This is a genomic window from Escherichia sp. WS3227_2 (genome assembly GCF_046486495.1).
GTDB classification, from domain to species: Bacteria; Pseudomonadota; Gammaproteobacteria; order Enterobacterales; family Enterobacteriaceae; genus Escherichia; species Escherichia coli.
On sequence record NZ_JBJQLG010000014.1, the window covers coordinates 48852 to 67133 of the forward strand.

Here is an 18282-nt window from a genome sequence, read left to right on the forward strand (position 1 = left end):
TCATGACGGATAATCCGAATAAAAAAACATTCTGGGATAAAGTCCATCTCGATCCCACAATGCTGCTGATTTTACTGGCATTGCTGGTTTACAGCGCCCTGGTTATCTGGAGCGCCAGCGGTCAGGATATTGGCATGATGGAGCGTAAAATCGGCCAAATCGCGATGGGTCTGGTCATCATGGTGGTGATGGCGCAAATTCCTCCACGCGTTTATGAAGGCTGGGCCCCCTATCTCTATATCATCTGTATTATTTTGCTGGTGGCGGTAGATGCTTTCGGTGCCATCTCTAAAGGTGCTCAACGCTGGCTGGACCTCGGTATTGTTCGTTTTCAGCCGTCGGAAATTGCCAAAATAGCCGTACCACTGATGGTTGCGCGCTTTATCAACCGCGACGTTTGCCCGCCATCGTTGAAGAACACTGGCATCGCGCTGGTGCTGATATTTATGCCCACGCTGCTGGTGGCTGCACAGCCTGACCTGGGAACATCAATCCTCGTTGCGCTTTCCGGTCTGTTTGTACTGTTCCTCTCTGGCCTTAGCTGGCGTCTGATTGGCGTCGCAGTAGTGCTGGTAGCGGCGTTCATTCCGATTCTGTGGTTCTTCCTGATGCATGATTACCAGCGCCAGCGCGTAATGATGCTCCTGGACCCGGAATCAGACCCACTCGGCGCGGGCTATCATATTATTCAGTCTAAAATTGCTATTGGCTCCGGCGGATTACGCGGCAAAGGCTGGCTGCACGGTACTCAGTCACAGCTTGAATTTCTCCCCGAACGCCATACCGACTTTATCTTCGCGGTACTGGCGGAAGAGCTGGGATTAGTGGGTATTTTGATTCTGCTCGCTCTTTACATTCTGCTGATCATGCGCGGGCTGTGGATAGCCGCCAGAGCGCAAACCACCTTTGGTCGCGTCATGGCTGGCGGCTTAATGCTGATATTATTCGTTTATGTCTTCGTAAATATTGGTATGGTAAGCGGTATTCTGCCGGTTGTAGGGGTTCCGCTCCCACTGGTCAGTTATGGAGGATCGGCGCTAATTGTGCTGATGGCTGGGTTCGGGATTGTAATGTCAATCCACACCCACAGGAAAATGTTGTCGAAAAGCGTGTAAGAGGTGCGCAATGCGTAAGCAGTGGCTCGGGATCTGCATCGCGGCAGGAATGCTCGCGGCATGTACAAGCGATGATGGTCAGCAACAGACGGTAAGTGTACCGCAGCCTGCGGTATGTAACGGCCCCATAGTTGAAATTAGCGGGGCGGACCCGCGTTTCGAACCACTGAACGCGACGGCAAATCAGGATTACCAGCGCGACGGTAAAAGCTACAAAATCGTGCAGGATCCGTCTCGATTTAGCCAGGCGGGACTGGCGGCAATCTATGATGCCGAACCCGGCAGTAACCTGACGGCCTCTGGCGAAGCATTCGATCCGACACAGTTGACGGCGGCCCATCCAACGCTTCCGATCCCCAGCTACGCCAGAATCACTAACCTGGCTAACGGGCGAATGATCGTGGTGCGCATTAATGATCGCGGTCCTTACGGCAACGACCGCGTTATTTCGCTTTCTCGCGCGGCAGCTGACCGTCTTAACACGTCAAACAACACCAAAGTTCGTATCGATCCGATTATTGTCGCCCAGGATGGTTCGCTTTCTGGTCCTGGTATGGCTTGTACCACAGTTGCCAAACAGACTTACGCCCTGCCTGCACCTCCCGATTTAAGCGGCGGCGCGGGAACAAATTCAGTGTCTGGCCCACAGGGTGACATTCTTCCGGTCAGTAATTCGACGCTAAAAAGCGAAGATCCGACCGGCGCGCCGGTAACCAGCAGCGGTTTCCTCGGCGCACCAACGACCTTAGCGCCTGGTGTTCTGGAAAGCAGCGAACCAACACCTGCACCACAGCCCGTTGTTACAGCTCCGGCGACAACGCCTGCAACCTCGCCTGCAATGGTGACACCGCAAGCCGCCTCGCAAAGCGCCAGCGGCAACTTTATGGTGCAAGTCGGAGCCGTTAGCGATCAGGCTCGTGCGCAACAGTACCAACAGCAACTGGGACAGAAGTTCGGCGTCCCCGGTCGCGTAACTCAAAATGGCGCGGTCTGGCGGATCCAGCTTGGCCCATTCGCCAGCAAAGCCGAAGCCAGTACCTTGCAGCAACGTTTGCAAACCGAAGCCCAATTACAGTCATTTATTACCACCGCGCAGTAGCGTAAAGCAGGCATCTGATGTGTCAATTTCTGTAAATGACGTTAACAAAGTCACGCGGAAAGTCAGATGCCTGCCGGTAGTGCATTTGCTATAGTAGGGCACTTTTTTTAATTCCATCACGGATGTCGTAGTTCAGACCATGAATACCATTTTTTCCGCTCGTATCATGAAGCGCCTGGCGCTCACCACGGCTCTTTGCACAGCCTTTATCTCTGCTGCACATGCCGATGACCTGAATATCAAAACTATGATCCCGGGTGTACCGCAGATCGATGCGGAGTCCTACATCCTGATTGACTATAACTCCGGCAAAGTGCTCGCCGAACAGAACGCAGATGTCCGCCGCGATCCTGCCAGCCTGACCAAAATGATGACCAGTTACGTTATCGGCCAGGCAATGAAAGCCGGTAAATTTAAAGAAACTGATTTAGTCACCATCGGTAACGACGCATGGGCTACCGGTAACCCGGTGTTTAAAGGTTCTTCGCTGATGTTCCTCAAACCGGGCATGCAGGTTCCGGTTTCTCAGCTAATCCGCGGTATTAACCTGCAATCGGGTAACGATGCTTGCGTCGCCATGGCCGATTTTGCCGCTGGTAGCCAGGACGCTTTTGTTGGCTTGATGAACAGCTACGTTAACGCCCTGGGCCTGAAAAATACCCACTTCCAGACGGTACATGGTCTGGATGCTGATGGTCAGTACAGCTCCGCGCGAGATATGGCGCTGATCGGCCAGGCGTTGATCCGTGACGTACCGAATGAATACTCGATCTATAAAGAAAAAGAATTTACGTTTAACGGTATTCGCCAGCTGAACCGTAACGGCCTGTTATGGGATAACAGCCTGAATGTCGACGGCATCAAAACCGGACACACTGACAAAGCAGGTTACAACCTTGTTGCTTCTGCGACTGAAGGCCAGATGCGCTTGATCTCTGCGGTGATGGGCGGACGTACTTTTAAAGGCCGTGAAGCCGAAAGTAAAAAACTGCTAACCTGGGGCTTCCGTTTCTTCGAAACCGTTAACCCACTGAAAGTAGGTAAAGAGTTCGCCTCTGAACCGGTTTGGTTTGGTGATTCTGATCGCGCTTCGTTAGGTGTTGATAAAGACGTGTATCTGACCATTCCGCGTGGCCGCATGAAAGATCTGAAAGCCAGCTATGTGCTGAACAGCAGTGAATTGCATGCGCCGCTGCAAAAGAATCAGGTCGTCGGTACTATCAACTTCCAGCTTGATGGCAAAACGATCGAACAACGCCCGCTGGTTGTGCTGCAAGAAATCCCGGAAGGCAACTTCTTCGGCAAAATCATTGATTACATTAAATTAATGTTCCATCACTGGTTTGGTTAAAAATCGAACACTTGAAAGTGTAATTTCCGCCCCCATATACTAAGCATCAGTAAAAAACTCCCGCCTTCTGGCGGGAGTTGCTATTTAATTACGTTACGCCGGAGCTGACATGAAAACCAAACTTAACGAACTGCTTGAATTCCCTACTCCTTTTACTTACAAAGTTATGGGGCAGGCGTTACCTGAGCTGGTTGATCAGGTGGTTGAAGTGGTACAGCGCCATGCGCCAGGTGACTACACCCCAACGGTAAAACCAAGCAGCAAAGGCAACTACCACTCGGTATCTATCACTATCAACGCTACTCATATCGAGCAGGTTGAAACACTGTATGAAGAACTGGGCAAAATCGATATTGTCCGCATGGTTCTGTAACTCGCTTCTCCGTTACCCGGCTCCTGGTCGGGTAACTCCCCTCTCCTCGCTGTGATATACTTTTCCCCCACTTTTACTCATTCTCCACGGAGATGCCGTTTTGTATCAGGATAAAATTCTTGTCCGCCAGCTCGGTCTTCAGCCTTACGAGCCAATCTCCCAGGCTATGCATGAATTCACCGATACCCGCGATGATAGTACCCTTGATGAAATCTGGCTGGTCGAGCACTATCCGGTATTCACCCAAGGGCAGGCAGGAAAGGCGGAGCACATTTTAATGCCGGGTGATATTCCGGTGATTCAGAGCGATCGCGGTGGGCAGGTGACTTATCACGGGCCGGGGCAACAGGTGATGTATGTGTTGCTTAACCTGAAACGCCGTAAACTCGGTGTGCGTGAACTGGTGACCTTGCTTGAGCAAACAGTGGTGAATACCCTGGCTGAACTGGGTATAGAAGCGCATCCTCGGGCTGACGCGCCTGGTGTCTATGTCGGGGAAAAGAAAATTTGCTCACTGGGTTTACGTATTCGACGCGGTTGTTCATTCCACGGTCTGGCATTAAACGTCAATATGGATCTTTCACCATTTTTACGTATTAATCCTTGTGGGTATGCCGGAATGGAAATGGCTAAAATATCACAATGGAAACCCGAAGCGACGACTAATAATATTGCACCACGTTTACTGGAAAATATTTTAGCGCTACTAAACAATCCTGACTTCGAATATATTACCGCTTAATTCCATACATCAATGGCCCAATTTACACTGGGTCATTACTCATAATACCTGCTAATGCTTTACATCTCCTTCGCGTTTGTATATTTTCTTTATCACTTGCAGAAATGCGATGCTACGCCTTGCTCCGTAACTCACCCCATTGATTAACTTATTGAAATAGTTGATTATGGTGAGCAAAAGCGTTCCGTTCCAATTAGACATAAGATTATTGTAATTTTTTTAAATATTATTTTTCCATGAATAAAATTGGAGTAAGTGCGTGGATAGTAATAATCAAATTGAAACCTGTTTAAGCAGAAAGTCGTCAGAAGGTAAACCACAAATATTTACAACCTTACGAAATATTGATCTTAACCTTCTGACTATTTTTGAAGCTGTATATGTACATAAAGGGATCGTTAATGCAGCGAAAGTGCTTAATCTGACACCCTCGGCAATCAGTCAGTCTATTCAGAAACTGCGCGTTATATTCCCTGACCCATTGTTTATTCGCAAAGGCCAGGGTGTCACTCCTACCGCATTTGCGATGCATCTACATGAGTATATCAGTCAGGGCCTTGAGTCCATTCTTGGCGCGCTGGATATCGAAGGAAGCTATGATAAGCAACGAACGATAACTATTGCGACCACCCCCTCGGTCGGAGCCCTGGTCCTTCCTGTCATCTATCGGGCGATTAAAACTCACTATCCGCAGCTTTTACTGCGCAACCCGCCCATCAGCGACGCGGAAAACCAACTCAGTCAGTTTCAAACCGATCTCATCATCGATAACATGTTTTGCACCAATCGTACGGTGCAACATCATGTTCTGTTCACCGACAATATGGTGTTAATTTGCCGCGAGGGAAATCCACTACTCTCTTTAGAAGATGACAGAGGGACTATCGACAACGCTGCGCATATACTCCTGTTACCGGAAGGGCAAAATTTCAGCGGTCTGCGGCAGAGAGTTCAAGAGATGTTTCCGGACCGGCAAATCAGTTTCACCAGCTACAACATTTTGACAATCGCTGCACTGGTTGCCAACAGTGACATGTTAGCGATTATTCCCAGCCGTTTTTATAACCTGTTTAGCCGTTGTTGGCCGCTGGAAAAACTGCCTTTTCCGTCCTTAAATGAGGAGCAAATAGATTTCTCTATCCACTACAACAAATTCAGCCTGCGTGATCCCATCCTGCACGGGGTAATAGATGTTATCCGTAATGCATTTTGAAAAAGTATTGTTACAGCCAGATCACAGCGAAGAACGAAAAAATGGCACAATCCAACAACAATTTTACATTTTCGCGACCGCTTTGGCTGCTTTCAGGTCCGTTTCAATGATATACTGCCAGTCGTTAATTCAAAAATAGTTGATAATTACAACAATCTATTGAATTGAAACGCTTTCCTTCGTAATTCGCAACTGGAACACGCACGCTATGAGTAAACCCATTGTGATGGAACGCGGTGTTAAATACCGCGATGCCGATAAGATGGCCCTTATCCCGGTTAAAAACGTGGCAACAGAGCGCGAAGCCCTGCTGCGCAAGCCGGAATGGATGAAAATCAAGCTTCCAGCGGACTCTACACGTATCCAGGGCATCAAAGCCGCAATGCGCAAAAATGGCCTGCATTCTGTCTGCGAGGAAGCCTCCTGCCCTAACCTGGCGGAATGCTTCAACCACGGCACAGCAACGTTTATGATCCTCGGCGCTATTTGTACCCGCCGTTGTCCGTTCTGTGACGTTGCCCATGGTCGCCCGGTAGCTCCGGATGCCAATGAACCAGTGAAACTGGCGCAGACCATTGCCGATATGGCGCTGCGTTATGTGGTTATCACCTCCGTTGACCGTGATGACCTGCGCGATGGCGGTGCCCAGCACTTTGCGGATTGCATTACTGCCATTCGGGAAAAAAGCCCGCAAATCAAAATTGAAACTCTGGTGCCGGATTTCCGCGGTCGTATGGATCGTGCTCTGGATATTCTGACCGCCACACCACCAGATGTGTTCAACCATAACCTGGAAAACGTACCGCGTATTTACCGTCAGGTACGGCCTGGTGCAGATTACAACTGGTCGCTGAAGCTGCTGGAACGCTTTAAAGAAGCGCATCCGGAAATCCCGACCAAGTCTGGTCTGATGGTGGGTCTGGGTGAAACCAATGAAGAAATTATTGAGGTAATGCGCGACCTGCGCCGTCATGGTGTGACGATGTTAACGCTGGGGCAATATTTGCAGCCAAGCCGCCATCACCTGCCGGTTCAACGTTACGTTAGCCCGGATGAGTTCGACGAAATGAAAGCCGAAGCGCTGGCGATGGGCTTTACCCATGCTGCATGCGGTCCGTTTGTCCGCTCGTCTTACCACGCCGATTTGCAGGCGAAAGGGATGGAAGTTAAGTAATCCTGTAATAATTGCTTACATCTGTCTGATAAAAAACCCGCTTTTTGAAGCGGGTTTTTTGTATCGAACAAGATATTGAGGGAGCGTCCTGCTCGCCACGTCACTCTTTATGAGAGAGCTTTTCAGCCTGAAGATCAACGTCTGCGCCTTTTTTCGCCGCAGCATCGTCATCATTCATCGCCTTCTTGAACCCTTTAATGGCCGCTCCAAGGTCTCCGCCCAGCGTACGTAACTTCTTAGTCCCAAACAGCAGAACGACCAGCGCCGCAACTACCAGCAGTTTGGTAATACTAATCTCACCCATAGATACCTTCTTGACATATAACCGGCAACAGAACGCGCCTTAAAAACCAGAGAATATTAACGGTCATTCGACGCGCGCACACAATAGCAATCTGTAACAAGGTGAATCAAGCGCCGAGTAAAAAAACATCATAATAATTGCGGCGGCGCAAAGCGACGGTTGTTTAAGACGGGCAGTTGCGCGCGCACCTGACGCACACGTTCGGGCGTCACTTCCGCCATAATGAGTGCAGGCATTTCTGACGCTGCCGCAATGGTGACGCCAAAGGGATCTATAATCCGGCTTTGCCCGATATTTTTGTTCCCGCACTCCCCCGCCGCCACCATATAACAGGTGGTATCCAGCGCACGAGCGGCAAGCAACGTTGACCAGTGATGCTCTTTGAGCGGCCCACGAACCCAGGCGGCAGGAAGTACCAGGATTTCAGCTCCCTGTAATGCCTGTGCCAGCGCCAGCTCTGGAAAGCGTAAGTCATAACAGGTCATCAGACCGACCTTCATCCCTTCCACCTCCAGTAACGGAGCTATTTCATTACCAGCATCAACATGGCGTGATTCCTGAATGGCAAATGCATCATAGAGATGCAGTTTGGCATAACGGGCGACGATGTTTCCTGCCTGAAGTGCCACCAGCATATTCCATGCGCGCCCCGGCGTTGAAGGAACATGAATCGTCAGAATTGTCGTCAACATGTTACGTTTACTTTCTCGCCGTAAACGTCCGAGGAATTCGCCTTCCAGCAGCTGTGCTGATTTAACCGATAGATCTGCATCATGATCATCGCGCGCCAGCAATGCTTCCGGCAGGACAAACAGCGATACGTCGTTTTCCGCCGCCTGCGCCATCAACGAGGCACAAATCTCAGCGTTCTTTTCCCACACAGATGTAACAGCAAACTGTCCTGCGGCAACCAGCATTGCCACCTCCTCCTGTCAGAGTCGTAAAATTCGCCAACGGCGATTATTCGGCGTTACACTTATCACTCATACAAATCAAATAGCAGGATTTTGCAGTGTTACAACTTCTTTTAGCAGTTTTTATTGGCGGTGGTACGGGAAGCGTGGCGAGATGGCTGTTAAGTATGCGATTTAACCCGCTGCATCAAGCGATTCCGTTGGGGACGCTGGCTGCAAACCTGATTGGGGCATTCATCATAGGAATGGGATTCGCCTGGTTTAGCAGGATGACGAACATTGATCCAGTGTGGAAAGTATTAATCACCACCGGATTTTGTGGCGGTCTAACAACCTTCTCAACATTTTCGGCAGAAGTGGTGTTTTTGTTACAAGAGGGCCGCTTTGGCTGGGCGTTACTGAACGTTTTCGTCAACCTTTTGGGGTCTTTTGCCATGACCGCACTGGCTTTCTGGCTGTTTTCCGCCTCAACCGCACACTAAAGACCAAAAAAAACCCGCTGATTAAGCGGGTTTTGAATTCTTGCTGACGTATCTTACAGAGCGATTACGTTTGCAGCAGAAGGGCCTTTGGCACCGTTAGTGATTTCGAACTCTACGCGCTGACCTTCAGCAAGAGTTTTAAAACCATTAGTCTGGATTGCAGAGAAGTGTACGAACACGTCTTTGCTGCCGTCTTCCGGAGTAATGAAACCGAATCCTTTGGACTCATTAAACCACTTAACGTTACCTTTAATCTTAGACATCAAAATTACCTTTACATGAAAAATAGACACAAATGCTGTGTCGGTTACCAGTACACCAATTGTGGTACGCTTTGTCCAGTGCAACTTTACTAAAAAGTGATAAAAGTCGCGTTATTTTTGATGTTAATTATTTTACCCATTGATTTTAAAGAGTTTACTAAAATTTCATTTGTCTCAAAACTGAAAGCGCATCCAGGCAAAGTACACATTGCCATTGTTATAGGTACCCGGAATGTAGGTCATCTGAAAAGTCACTGGACCATAACCCACAGAGGCCAATGGCAGTAGAACCGGGAGAGGGATGTAATTCCAGTTATCGCGTGCCGTTACGCCAGCGGTGAATCCCAGTCCTAAATGAAAATTTTCATCCGCCAGCGGTCGCCAGGTACTTTCCCATCCGTATCCGGCAATCGGTTCCCATTTGTTCCACGAGTCCTTAAATGCCATGGCATACAGGCCATGCCAGTTTCCTTTTTCATCCCATCGCGACTGACCAAAACCGCCACCCCACGGTCGCTCGTTATAGCGATCGGTTTTTTCTTTGTCGTAAGCGAAACGTGCATGCCAGGTGATGGCAGGAATATATAAATCATAATGTTCAGGCTGTTGCCAGGTTTGAGCAATATTTTCTCTAAACGTTGTCATCCACTCATCTGCGTTAGCAAAAACTTTACCAACGCTGATTAACTGAATAAAAACAAAGGAAAAGATAGCAACATATTTACTCACGTTCATTTGTGACCATAAAACATTTATCAAAAATCTACTACTAGCATAGCAAAGCTACAATTAACATAACCTTAATAGCCCCAACATAAAGAACAATCTGAATAGCTGCTCTATTTATTTCCGCTTGTTTAAGTTAAATATTTCCGCGCATCGATTAAAGATGATGTATCGTTTTCTGCGATGGGAATAGTCATAAAAAAACCAAGTCTTTTTTGATGACAAAATACAACCAAGAAAAAATTACTTTATTTTTTAATAGGATACAAAAAACCTCTTAACGAAGAATATATTATATATCGTCAACCTATGCTCATGTTAGATTGTTTTTTGAGCGCACAGCCGCAGCTAACACCATTGCAATTAACAAATTTGCATCAATCCACCATCAATTTACACACATTATTATGTGATAATTGCCAACCGCTAAATATGCGTTTTGTTATCTATGTATAAAAACAGCAAATTCAATGTCTTAATGGCAGTTTTTCTTGATTTTAATCAGCATTCATCGCCAATTTATTGGGCATATTTTTTCCTTAAGCTTTAGGAATTTTTTATTATTTACTTTGGGGCCTGGAGACAGGAAAAATTATGCTGACATTCATTGAACTCCTTATTGGGGTTGTGGTTATTGTGGGTGTAGCTCGCTACATCATTAAAGGGTATTCCGCCACTGGCGTGTTATTTGTCGGTGGCCTGTTATTGCTGATTATCAGTGCCATTATGGGGCACAAAGTGTTACCGTCCAGCCAGGCTTCAACAGGCTACAGCGCCACGGATATCGTTGAATACGTTAAAATATTGCTAATGAGCCGCGGCGGCGACCTCGGCATGATGATTATGATGCTGTGTGGCTTTGCCGCTTACATGACCCATATCGGCGCGAATGATATGGTGGTCAAGCTGGCGTCAAAACCATTGCAGTATATTAACTCCCCTTACCTGCTGATGATTGCCGCCTATTTTGTCGCCTGTCTGATGTCTCTGGCCGTCTCTTCCGCGACCGGTCTGGGTGTTTTGCTGATGGCAACCCTGTTTCCGGTGATGGTAAACGTTGGTATCAGCCGTGGTGCAGCTGCTGCTATTTGTGCCTCCCCGGCGGCGATTATTCTCGCACCGACTTCAGGGGATGTGGTGCTGGCGGCGCAGGCTTCCGAAATGTCGCTGATTGACTTCGCCTTCAAAACGACGCTGCCTATCTCAATTGCTGCAATTATCGGCATGGCGATCGCCCACTTCTTCTGGCAACGTTATCTGGATAAAAAAGAGCACATCTCTCATGAAATGTTAGATGTCAGTGAAATCACCACCACTGCTCCTGCGTTTTATGCCATTTTGCCGTTCACGCCGATCATCGGAGTGCTGATTTTTGACGGCAAATGGGGTCCGCAATTACACATCATCACTATTCTGGTGATTTGTATGCTGATTGCCTCCATTCTGGAGTTCATCCGCAGCTTTAATACCCAGAAAGTTTTCTCTGGTCTGGAAGTGGCTTATCGCGGGATGGCAGATGCGTTTGCTAACGTGGTGATGCTGCTGGTTGCCGCTGGGGTATTCGCTCAGGGGCTTAGCACCATCGGCTTTATTCAAAGTCTGATTTCTATCGCCACCTCGTTTGGTTCGGCGAGTATCATCCTGATGCTGGTATTAGTGATCCTGACAATGCTGGCGGCAGTCACGACCGGTTCAGGCAATGCGCCGTTTTATGCGTTTGTTGAGATGATCCCGAAACTGGCGCACTCTTCCGGCATTAACCCGGCGTATTTGACTATCCCAATGCTGCAGGCGTCAAACCTCGGTCGTACCCTGTCACCCGTTTCTGGCGTAGTCGTTGCGGTTGCCGGGATGGCGAAAATCTCACCATTTGAAGTCGTAAAACGCACCTCGGTGCCGGTGCTTGTTGGGCTGGTGATTGTTATCGTTGCTACAGAGCTGATGGTGCCAGGAACGGCAGCCGCGGTCACAGGCAAGTAAATAGTCATGCCGGAGGCAAGTTTCCTCCGGCTTTATCATGTCACCCACTGTGGTATATGCGTTGCGGTCTGCCAACTTTGCCGTGAACAATTTCAGCAATAATCAGATGGCGGCTGGCGCAATATTCAAGATAACGTCTGGCAGTGGTGCGGCTGATAGTCAGTGCCTGCGCCACCGTTTCTGCCGTATGTTGCACACCAGGCTCTTTAAACAGTTTTCGCACCGCGTTTAGCGTCAAGGGGTCAATGCCGGTCGGCAGTTCGTCTTTGGGTTCACCGCGAGCATAGGCATTAAACATCTCATCAATTTGCTTCTGGCTGGCGCTATCAATACTTTCCAGCATATGTTTACGCTGGCGGAAACGGGTTAGCGTTTGCCCCATCCGTTCATAGGCAATTGGCTTAATGAGATAATCAAATACACCACAACGTACGGCCTCAGACACCGTTTCCATATCGCTGGCTGCAGTGGTAAACACCACGTCGCCGGGATAATGCGCCTGCACCAGTTCATGCAGTAAATTAATCCCTCTACCGTCAGGAAGATAGTTATCGAGCAAGATTAGCCCCGGCTTAAAACGCTCGATCATCATTCGGGCCTGCGCCAGGTTTCCCGCCAGTAATATCTGACTGAATCCGGGAATGTGACGAATATATTCCGCATGCATCTCTGCCAGCGGCGTTTCGTCCTCAACGATCAATAGGGTTAATGGAGCTGTCATTAGGTTTCACTTTCGGAATATAGATTGAAAATAAGGTACCGCAGGGATCATTATCTTCGAGAGTGATAACACCACCGCAGCGCGTTACGTAACTGGCAATCAAGTACAACCCAATGCCATGTTCGCCGGGCTCGTCAGCACGCGTACTGACACCCTGCTCAAATATTTTGTCTCGTAGAGACTCTGGAACGCCGCAGCCCTGATCGGCGACTTCAATCACCACATCATCGCCTTCATCGCTGAGGAATAATTCAACGATCTTGTTTCCTTCATCGCTACGCAGGCTGGCTTCGAAGGCGTTATCAAGTAAATTGCCAACAATGGCTGCAAACTCGGTGCTGTCCAGTCCTGGCGGCAGTTGCGAAAGCTGACTTCCGGGGACGATGACCATTTTTAGCCCCAGTTCGCGGGCGCGCTGCACTTTACCAAAAAGCAGCCCCGCCACCTGGCGATCGGCAAACGCCTCGCGCAGGCTATCAATAAGCTGTTGCTGGGCCTGAGACTCCCCCTGCACCATCGCCAACACGCGATCATACTCTTTCATCTGCAACAGACCATTGAGCGTCGACATCCAATTGAGATGCTCGTGTCGCAATGTGCGCAGGCTCTCGACGTATTGTTTAATTTGCGTCAGTTGCGCATTGAGGGTGGATATTTCGTCTTTACTACGAAAGCTGATAATGGCCCCCAGCAAATCATCACCTGAACGAATAGCTTCCCGGTTGGCAATAACGCTCAGACCGTTAAAGTTCGCCACCACATCCTGACGTTTTTCATCAATCTGTTCGGTAAAGAAATCGGCGGGCCTGACCACTTCAGCAATGGGTTTACCCAACCATTGCCGTCCGGGGGAACTCAGACCCAGCATCTTTCTTGCGTTACGATTGATGGCGGTAATGTAACCATGCGGATCCACCGCAATGAGCCCTTCATAAACCGAACTAAACAGCGCCTCTTGCTGACGGACCACGCGTGCGATTTGCTTTGGCTCCATGCCCATCATCTGCCGACGGATATGCGCGGCCAGGAACCACGATAGCAACATCAGAATCCCTAACAGCACGACAAACACGCCAGCCATCGGTAATAAAAACTCAGCCCGCCAGCTATCGATTTTACTCACCAGGTAGCCAATCGACACCACGCCGATGACTTTTCCATCGTCATCAAAGATTGGCGTTTTGGCACGCATCGCCATGCCAATTGACCCTTTCCCGGTGATGAAGTAGCTCTCCCCTTTCTCCAGCGCGCCCGGTTTGGTGAACTGCATAGGATAACCAATTTTCTCCGGATTAGGATGGTAAAGACGAATCGAGTGCCGATCGCCAATCACCACATAATCGAAATCAGTATCTCTTTGTAATTTGTTAGCGATGGTCGCCAGCCTCTTGTAGTCACGCGTTTTCACTGCGCTGATGATACTGTCATTAGAAGCAATAATTTTTGCCTGATTCATTGCCATGTCGCGCACATGAAGCGTTAAATAGTCCTCAAAACTGGCCGTAAAATATTGCGCCAGGGCTGCAATGACAAATATTGAGAACACCAGAATCAGCAAAAAGATACGCAGCGGAAATGCCAGTCTTTGGAAAAATGCAAACTGTTTATTCTCGTTAAGCTGCAACATTGTTTTCCTTGCGGGTTGTCCCGAGCCTCTTTGACGGATGTAATTAAAATGTTGAATCAAAATACATAGATATTAAATATAATCGTGGCAAATTTTATTCATTAAATCAATTAAATCACTTAAACCTGCGGGTCATTTCGTAATTACATTAATTAAAAAACTTAAAACCATTAAATAAATAAAAAACCACTAACTCTATGTGAAATAAATCAAAATTTCACGCTGCAATACTCCTTAGGATGTATAGCGAAAGGAGAAAAAGATATACCTCGATCGCCCCCCTTTCTCCCAAGTGAAAATAAAAGGTTATCAGTTTGCAACATCGAACAACATTCGTTGCAAATCGATAACAACATGCACCTTCAGGATACTATTTATTATGTTCGGCAATGATATTTTCACCCGTGTAAAACGTTCAGAAAATAAAAAAATGGCGGAAATCGCCCAATTCCTGCATGAAAATGATTTGAGCGTTGACACCACAGTCGAAGTATTTATTACCGTAACCCGCGATGAAAAGCTTATCGCGTGCGGTGGAATTGCCGGAAATATTATTAAATGCGTTGCTATCAGTGAATCCGTTCGCGGTGAAGGACTGGCGCTGACATTAGCCACCGAGCTAATTAACCTCGCCTATGAGCGGCACAGCACGCATCTGTTTATTTATACCAAAACCGAATACGAGGCGCTGTTCCGCCAGTGCGGTTTTTCCACGCTGACCAGTGTACCCGGCGTGATGGTGCTGATGGAAAACAGCGCCACGCGACTGAAACGCTATGCCGAATCGCTGAAAAAATTTCGTCATCCAGGGAACAAGATTGGCTGCATTGTGATGAACGCCAATCCCTTTACGAATGGTCACCGTTATCTGATTCAACAGGCTGCAGCACAGTGCGACTGGTTGCATCTGTTTTTAGTTAAAGAAGATTCTTCACGCTTTCCCTATGAAGACCGGCTGGATCTGGTGTTAAAAGGCACCGCCGATATTCCACGCCTGACTGTGCATCGCGGCTCCGAATACATCATCTCCCGCGCTACGTTCCCTTGCTACTTCATTAAAGAACAGAGCGTCATTAACCATTGTTACACCGAAATTGATCTGAAGATTTTCCGTCAGTACCTCGCTCCCGCGCTGGGTGTAACTCACCGCTTTGTCGGTACTGAACCCTTTTGTCGCGTTACCGCCCAGTACAACCAGGATATGCGCTACTGGCTGGAAACGCCGACTATCTCCGCACCGCCCATCGAACTGGTTGAAATTGAGCGGCTGCGTTACCAGGAGATGCCGATATCCGCTTCCCGGGTACGTCAACTGCTGGCGAAAAACGATCTCACGGCTATCGCGCCGCTGGTCCCTGCAGTCACGCTGCATTATTTGCAGAACCTGCTTGAGCACTCCCGCCAGGACGCGGCAGCTCGTCAAAAGACCCCCGCATGAGAAACAGGTGAAAAATGAAAATAAACCAGCCCGCCGTTGCAGGCACCCTTGAGTCTGGGGATGTGATGATACGCATCGCCCCACTCGATACGCAGGATATCGACCTGCAAATCAACAGCAGCGTTGAGAAACAGTTTGGCGATGCCATTCGCACCACCATTCTGGACGTTCTCGCCCGCTACAACGTGCGCGGCGTACAGCTGAATGTCGATGACAAAGGCGCACTGGACTGCATTTTACGTGCACGACTGGAAGCCCTGCTGGCACGCGCCAGCGGTATCCCGGCTCTGCCATGGGAGGATTGCCAATGATTTCCGCTTCGCTGCAACAACGTAAAACTCGCACCCGCCGCAGCATGCTGTTTGTGCCAGGTGCCAATGCCGCGATGGTCAGCAACTCATTCATCTACCCGGCTGATGCCCTGATGTTTGACCTCGAAGACTCCGTGGCATTGCGTGAAAAAGACACAGCCCGCCGCATGGTTTACCACGCGCTGCAACATCCGCTGTATCGCGATATTGAAACCATTGTGCGTGTAAACGCGCTGGATTCCGAATGGGGTGTTAACGACCTGGAAGCCGTCGTTCGCGGTGGTGCGGACGTTGTGCGTCTGCCGAAAACCGATACCGCTCAGGATGTTCTGGATATCGAAAAAGAGATCCTGCGCATCGAAAAAGCCTGTGGTCGTGAACCCGGCAGCACCGGCCTGCTGGCAGCGATTGAATCCCCGCTGGGCATTACCCGCGCAGTGGAAATCGCTCACGCTTCCGAGCGTTTGATCGGTATCGCCCTCGGTGCAGAAGACTATGTGCGCAACCTGCGTACAGAACGCTCCCCGGAAGGAACTGAACTGCTGTTCGCACGCTGTTCCATTTTGCAGGCCGCGCGCTCTGCGGGTATTCAGGCGTTCGATACCGTCTATTCCGACGCTAATAACGAAGCCGGATTCCTGCAAGAAGCCGCCCACATCAAACAGCTGGGCTTTGACGGCAAATCGCTGATCAACCCGCGTCAGATTGATCTGCTGCACAACCTCTACGCACCGACCCAGAAAGAAGTGGATCACGCCCGCCGCGTCGTAGAAGCCGCTGAAGCCGCCGCTCGCGAAGGCCTCGGCGTGGTTTCCCTGAACGGCAAGATGGTGGACGGTCCGGTTATCGATCGCGCCCGTCTGGTGCTCTCCCGCGCAGAACTTTCCGGCATCCGCGAAGAATAAGGCAATCAAAATGACGCAGAAAATTGAACAATCTCAACGACAAGAACGGGTAGCGGCCTGGAATCGTCGCGCTGAATGCGATCTTGCCGCTTTCCAGAACTCGCCAAAGCAAACCTACCAGGCTGAAAAAGCGCGCGATCGCAAACTGTGCGCCAACCTGGAAGAAGCGATTCGTCGCTCTGGTTTACAGGACGGTATGACGGTTTCCTTCCATCACGCTTTCCGTGGCGGTGACCTGACCGTCAATATGGTGATGGACGTCATCGCGAAGATGGGCTTTAAAAACCTGACCCTGGCCTCCAGCTCCCTGAGTGATTGCCATGCGCCGCTGGTAGAACACATTCGCCAGGGCGTGGTTACCCGCATTTATACCTCTGGCCTGCGCGGTCCACTGGCGGAAGAAATCTCCCGTGGTCTGCTGGCGGAACCGGTGCAAATCCACTCTCACGGCGGACGTGTGCATCTGGTACAGAGCGGCGAACTGAATATCGATGTGGCTTTCCTCGGCGTCCCGTCCTGTGATGAATTCGGTAATGCCAACGGCTACTCCGGTAAAGCCTGCTGCGGCTCCCTCGGCTATGCAATGGTTGATGCCGACAACGCAAAACAGGTCGTGATGCTTACCGAAGAACTGCTGCCTTATCCGCATAATCCGGCAAGCATTGAGCAAGATCAGGTTGATCTGATCGTCAAAGTTGATCGCGTTGGCGATGCTGCAAAAATCGGCGCTGGTGCTACCCGTATGACCACTAACCCGCGCGAACTGCTTATTGCCCGTAGCGCTGCGGATGTGATTGTTAACTCTGGCTACTTCAAAGAAGGTTTCTCCATGCAGACCGGCACCGGCGGCGCTTCGCTGGCGGTAACCCGTTTCCTGGAAGACAAAATGCGTAGCCGCGATATTCGCGCCGACTTCGCCCTCGGCGGTATTACCGCAACGATGGTTGATCTGCACGAAAAAGGTTTGATCCGCAAACTGCTGGATGTGCAGAGCTTTGACAGCCATGCTGCGCAATCGCTGGCCCGTAACCCCAATCACATCGAAATCAGCGCCAACCAGTACGCTAACTGGGGGTCGAAAGGCGCATCGGTTGATCGTCTCGACGTGGTGGTACTGAGTGCGCTGGAAATTGACACCCAGTTCAACGTTAACGTGCTGACCGGCTCTGACGGCGTACTGCGTGGTGCTTCCGGTGGTCACTGCGATACCGCGATTGCCTCTGCGCTTTCCATCATCGTCGCGCCGCTGGTACGCGGTCGTATTCCGACGCTGGTGGATAACGTGCTGACCTGCATCACCCCGGGCTCCAGTGTCGATATTCTGGTCACAGACCACGGTATCGCAGTTAACCCGGCACGTCCGGAACTGGCAGAACGTCTGCAGGAAGCGGGGATCAAAGTGGTTTCTATTGAGTGGCTGCGTGAACGTGCGCGTCTGCTGACCGGTGAACCACAGCCGATTGAATTCACCGACCGCGTCGTTGCCGTTGTGCGTTACCGCGATGGCTCGGTGATCGATGTTGTGCATCAGGTGAAGGAATAAG

At 49.7% G+C, this 18282-nt stretch carries 19 protein-coding genes; 13 read left to right on the forward strand and 6 right to left on the reverse strand.

Going from position 1 to position 18282, the window contains the following annotated elements; all coding sequences use genetic code 11:
• Positions 1-2: 2 nt before the first annotated feature.
• From mrdB to lipA, 7 genes are all read left to right on the forward strand, one after another.
• Entirely contained in the window at positions 3-1115 is a 1113-nt protein-coding gene (mrdB, locus tag ACJHXB_RS18845) for a peptidoglycan glycosyltransferase MrdB (protein ID WP_000131719.1), read from the forward strand.
• 10 nt (positions 1116-1125) lie between these two features.
• Positions 1126-2214 (forward strand): endolytic peptidoglycan transglycosylase RlpA, encoded by a 1089-nt coding sequence (rlpA, locus tag ACJHXB_RS18850; protein WP_001231418.1) that lies wholly within the window; start codon positions 1126-1128, stop codon positions 2212-2214.
• A gap of 139 nt (positions 2215-2353) precedes the next feature.
• Positions 2354-3565 carry a D-alanyl-D-alanine carboxypeptidase DacA gene (gene dacA / locus ACJHXB_RS18855; protein WP_001092082.1) on the forward strand — a complete coding sequence of 404 codons (1212 nt, stop codon included), beginning with the start codon at positions 2354-2356 and terminating at the stop codon, positions 3563-3565.
• A 109-nt stretch (positions 3566-3674) separates the two neighbouring features.
• Positions 3675-3938, forward strand: a complete 264-nt coding sequence (gene ybeD, locus ACJHXB_RS18860) for a DUF493 family protein YbeD (protein WP_000850550.1) — start codon at positions 3675-3677, stop codon at positions 3936-3938.
• Positions 3939-4038: 100 nt separating this feature from the next.
• Positions 4039-4680: a lipoyl(octanoyl) transferase LipB gene (lipB, locus tag ACJHXB_RS18865; RefSeq protein ID WP_000284027.1), complete on the forward strand. Its 642-nt coding sequence runs from the start codon at positions 4039-4041 to the stop codon at positions 4678-4680.
• A 259-nt stretch (positions 4681-4939) separates the two neighbouring features.
• Entirely contained in the window at positions 4940-5893 is a 954-nt protein-coding gene (locus ACJHXB_RS18870) for a YbeF family transcriptional regulator (RefSeq protein ID WP_000378061.1), read from the forward strand.
• A 208-nt stretch (positions 5894-6101) separates the two neighbouring features.
• Entirely contained in the window at positions 6102-7067 is a 966-nt protein-coding gene (gene lipA, locus ACJHXB_RS18875; protein WP_000042632.1) for a lipoyl synthase, read from the forward strand.
• 100 nt (positions 7068-7167) lie between these two features.
• Here the strand turns inward: lipA and tatE are convergent, their stop codons facing one another.
• Both tatE and ACJHXB_RS18885 read right to left on the reverse strand, forming a co-directional pair.
• A complete protein-coding gene (gene tatE, locus ACJHXB_RS18880; protein ID WP_000503931.1) occupies positions 7168-7371 on the reverse strand; it encodes a twin-arginine translocase subunit TatE in 204 nt (67 codons plus the stop codon).
• 128 nt (positions 7372-7499) lie between these two features.
• Entirely contained in the window at positions 7500-8288 is a 789-nt protein-coding gene (locus tag ACJHXB_RS18885) for a deaminated glutathione amidase (RefSeq protein ID WP_001314558.1), read from the reverse strand.
• A 95-nt stretch (positions 8289-8383) separates the two neighbouring features.
• Here ACJHXB_RS18885 and crcB point away from each other — a divergent pair, with 95 nt between their 5' ends.
• Positions 8384-8767, forward strand: coding sequence for a fluoride efflux transporter CrcB (gene crcB, locus ACJHXB_RS18890; RefSeq protein WP_000939738.1), 384 nt, complete (start codon positions 8384-8386; stop codon positions 8765-8767).
• A gap of 53 nt (positions 8768-8820) precedes the next feature.
• On the opposite strand, the gene cspE is transcribed toward crcB, so the two are convergent.
• Positions 8821-9030: a transcription antiterminator/RNA stability regulator CspE gene (gene cspE, locus ACJHXB_RS18895; RefSeq protein ID WP_000034825.1), complete on the reverse strand. Its 210-nt coding sequence runs from the start codon at positions 9028-9030 to the stop codon at positions 8821-8823.
• Between the two features lie 174 nt (positions 9031-9204).
• Entirely contained in the window at positions 9205-9765 is a 561-nt protein-coding gene (gene pagP, locus ACJHXB_RS18900; RefSeq protein ID WP_001314557.1) for a lipid IV(A) palmitoyltransferase PagP, read from the reverse strand.
• A gap of 585 nt (positions 9766-10350) precedes the next feature.
• Between pagP and dcuC the strand changes: the two genes are divergently transcribed.
• Positions 10351-11736, forward strand: coding sequence for an anaerobic C4-dicarboxylate transporter DcuC (gene dcuC, locus ACJHXB_RS18905; RefSeq protein WP_000955057.1), 1386 nt, complete (start codon positions 10351-10353; stop codon positions 11734-11736).
• 40 nt (positions 11737-11776) lie between these two features.
• Here dcuC and dpiA read toward each other — a convergent pair whose 3' ends face one another.
• Both dpiA and dpiB read right to left on the reverse strand, forming a co-directional pair.
• Entirely contained in the window at positions 11777-12457 is a 681-nt protein-coding gene (gene dpiA, locus ACJHXB_RS18910) for a two-component response regulator DpiA (RefSeq protein WP_000126507.1), read from the reverse strand.
• Positions 12426-14084 carry a sensor histidine kinase DpiB gene (gene dpiB, locus ACJHXB_RS18915; RefSeq protein ID WP_001353363.1) on the reverse strand — a complete coding sequence of 553 codons (1659 nt, stop codon included), beginning with the start codon at positions 14082-14084 and terminating at the stop codon, positions 12426-12428. Before dpiB ends, dpiA begins: the two co-directional genes overlap by 32 nt.
• Positions 14085-14463: 379 nt before the next feature.
• On the opposite strand from dpiB, the gene citC reads away from it, so the two are divergent.
• Genes citC through citF form a run of 4 tightly spaced genes read left to right on the forward strand, consistent with a single transcriptional unit; the run spans position 14464 to position 18281 of the window.
• The gene (citC, locus tag ACJHXB_RS18920) at positions 14464-15522 is read left to right on the forward strand and encodes a [citrate (pro-3S)-lyase] ligase (RefSeq protein WP_000467705.1); all 1059 of its coding nucleotides are present in this window, start codon (positions 14464-14466) and stop codon (positions 15520-15522) included.
• A gap of 14 nt (positions 15523-15536) precedes the next feature.
• The gene (citD, locus tag ACJHXB_RS18925) at positions 15537-15833 is read left to right on the forward strand and encodes a citrate lyase acyl carrier protein (protein WP_000700703.1); all 297 of its coding nucleotides are present in this window, start codon (positions 15537-15539) and stop codon (positions 15831-15833) included.
• Positions 15830-16738, forward strand: coding sequence for a citrate (pro-3S)-lyase subunit beta (gene citE, locus ACJHXB_RS18930; RefSeq protein WP_000622357.1), 909 nt, complete (start codon positions 15830-15832; stop codon positions 16736-16738). Before citD ends, citE begins: the two co-directional genes overlap by 4 nt.
• A gap of 10 nt (positions 16739-16748) precedes the next feature.
• On the forward strand, positions 16749-18281 hold the full coding sequence (gene citF / locus ACJHXB_RS18935) for a citrate lyase subunit alpha (RefSeq protein ID WP_000192239.1): 1533 nt from the start codon (positions 16749-16751) through the stop codon (positions 18279-18281).
• Position 18282 lies beyond the last annotated feature (1 nt).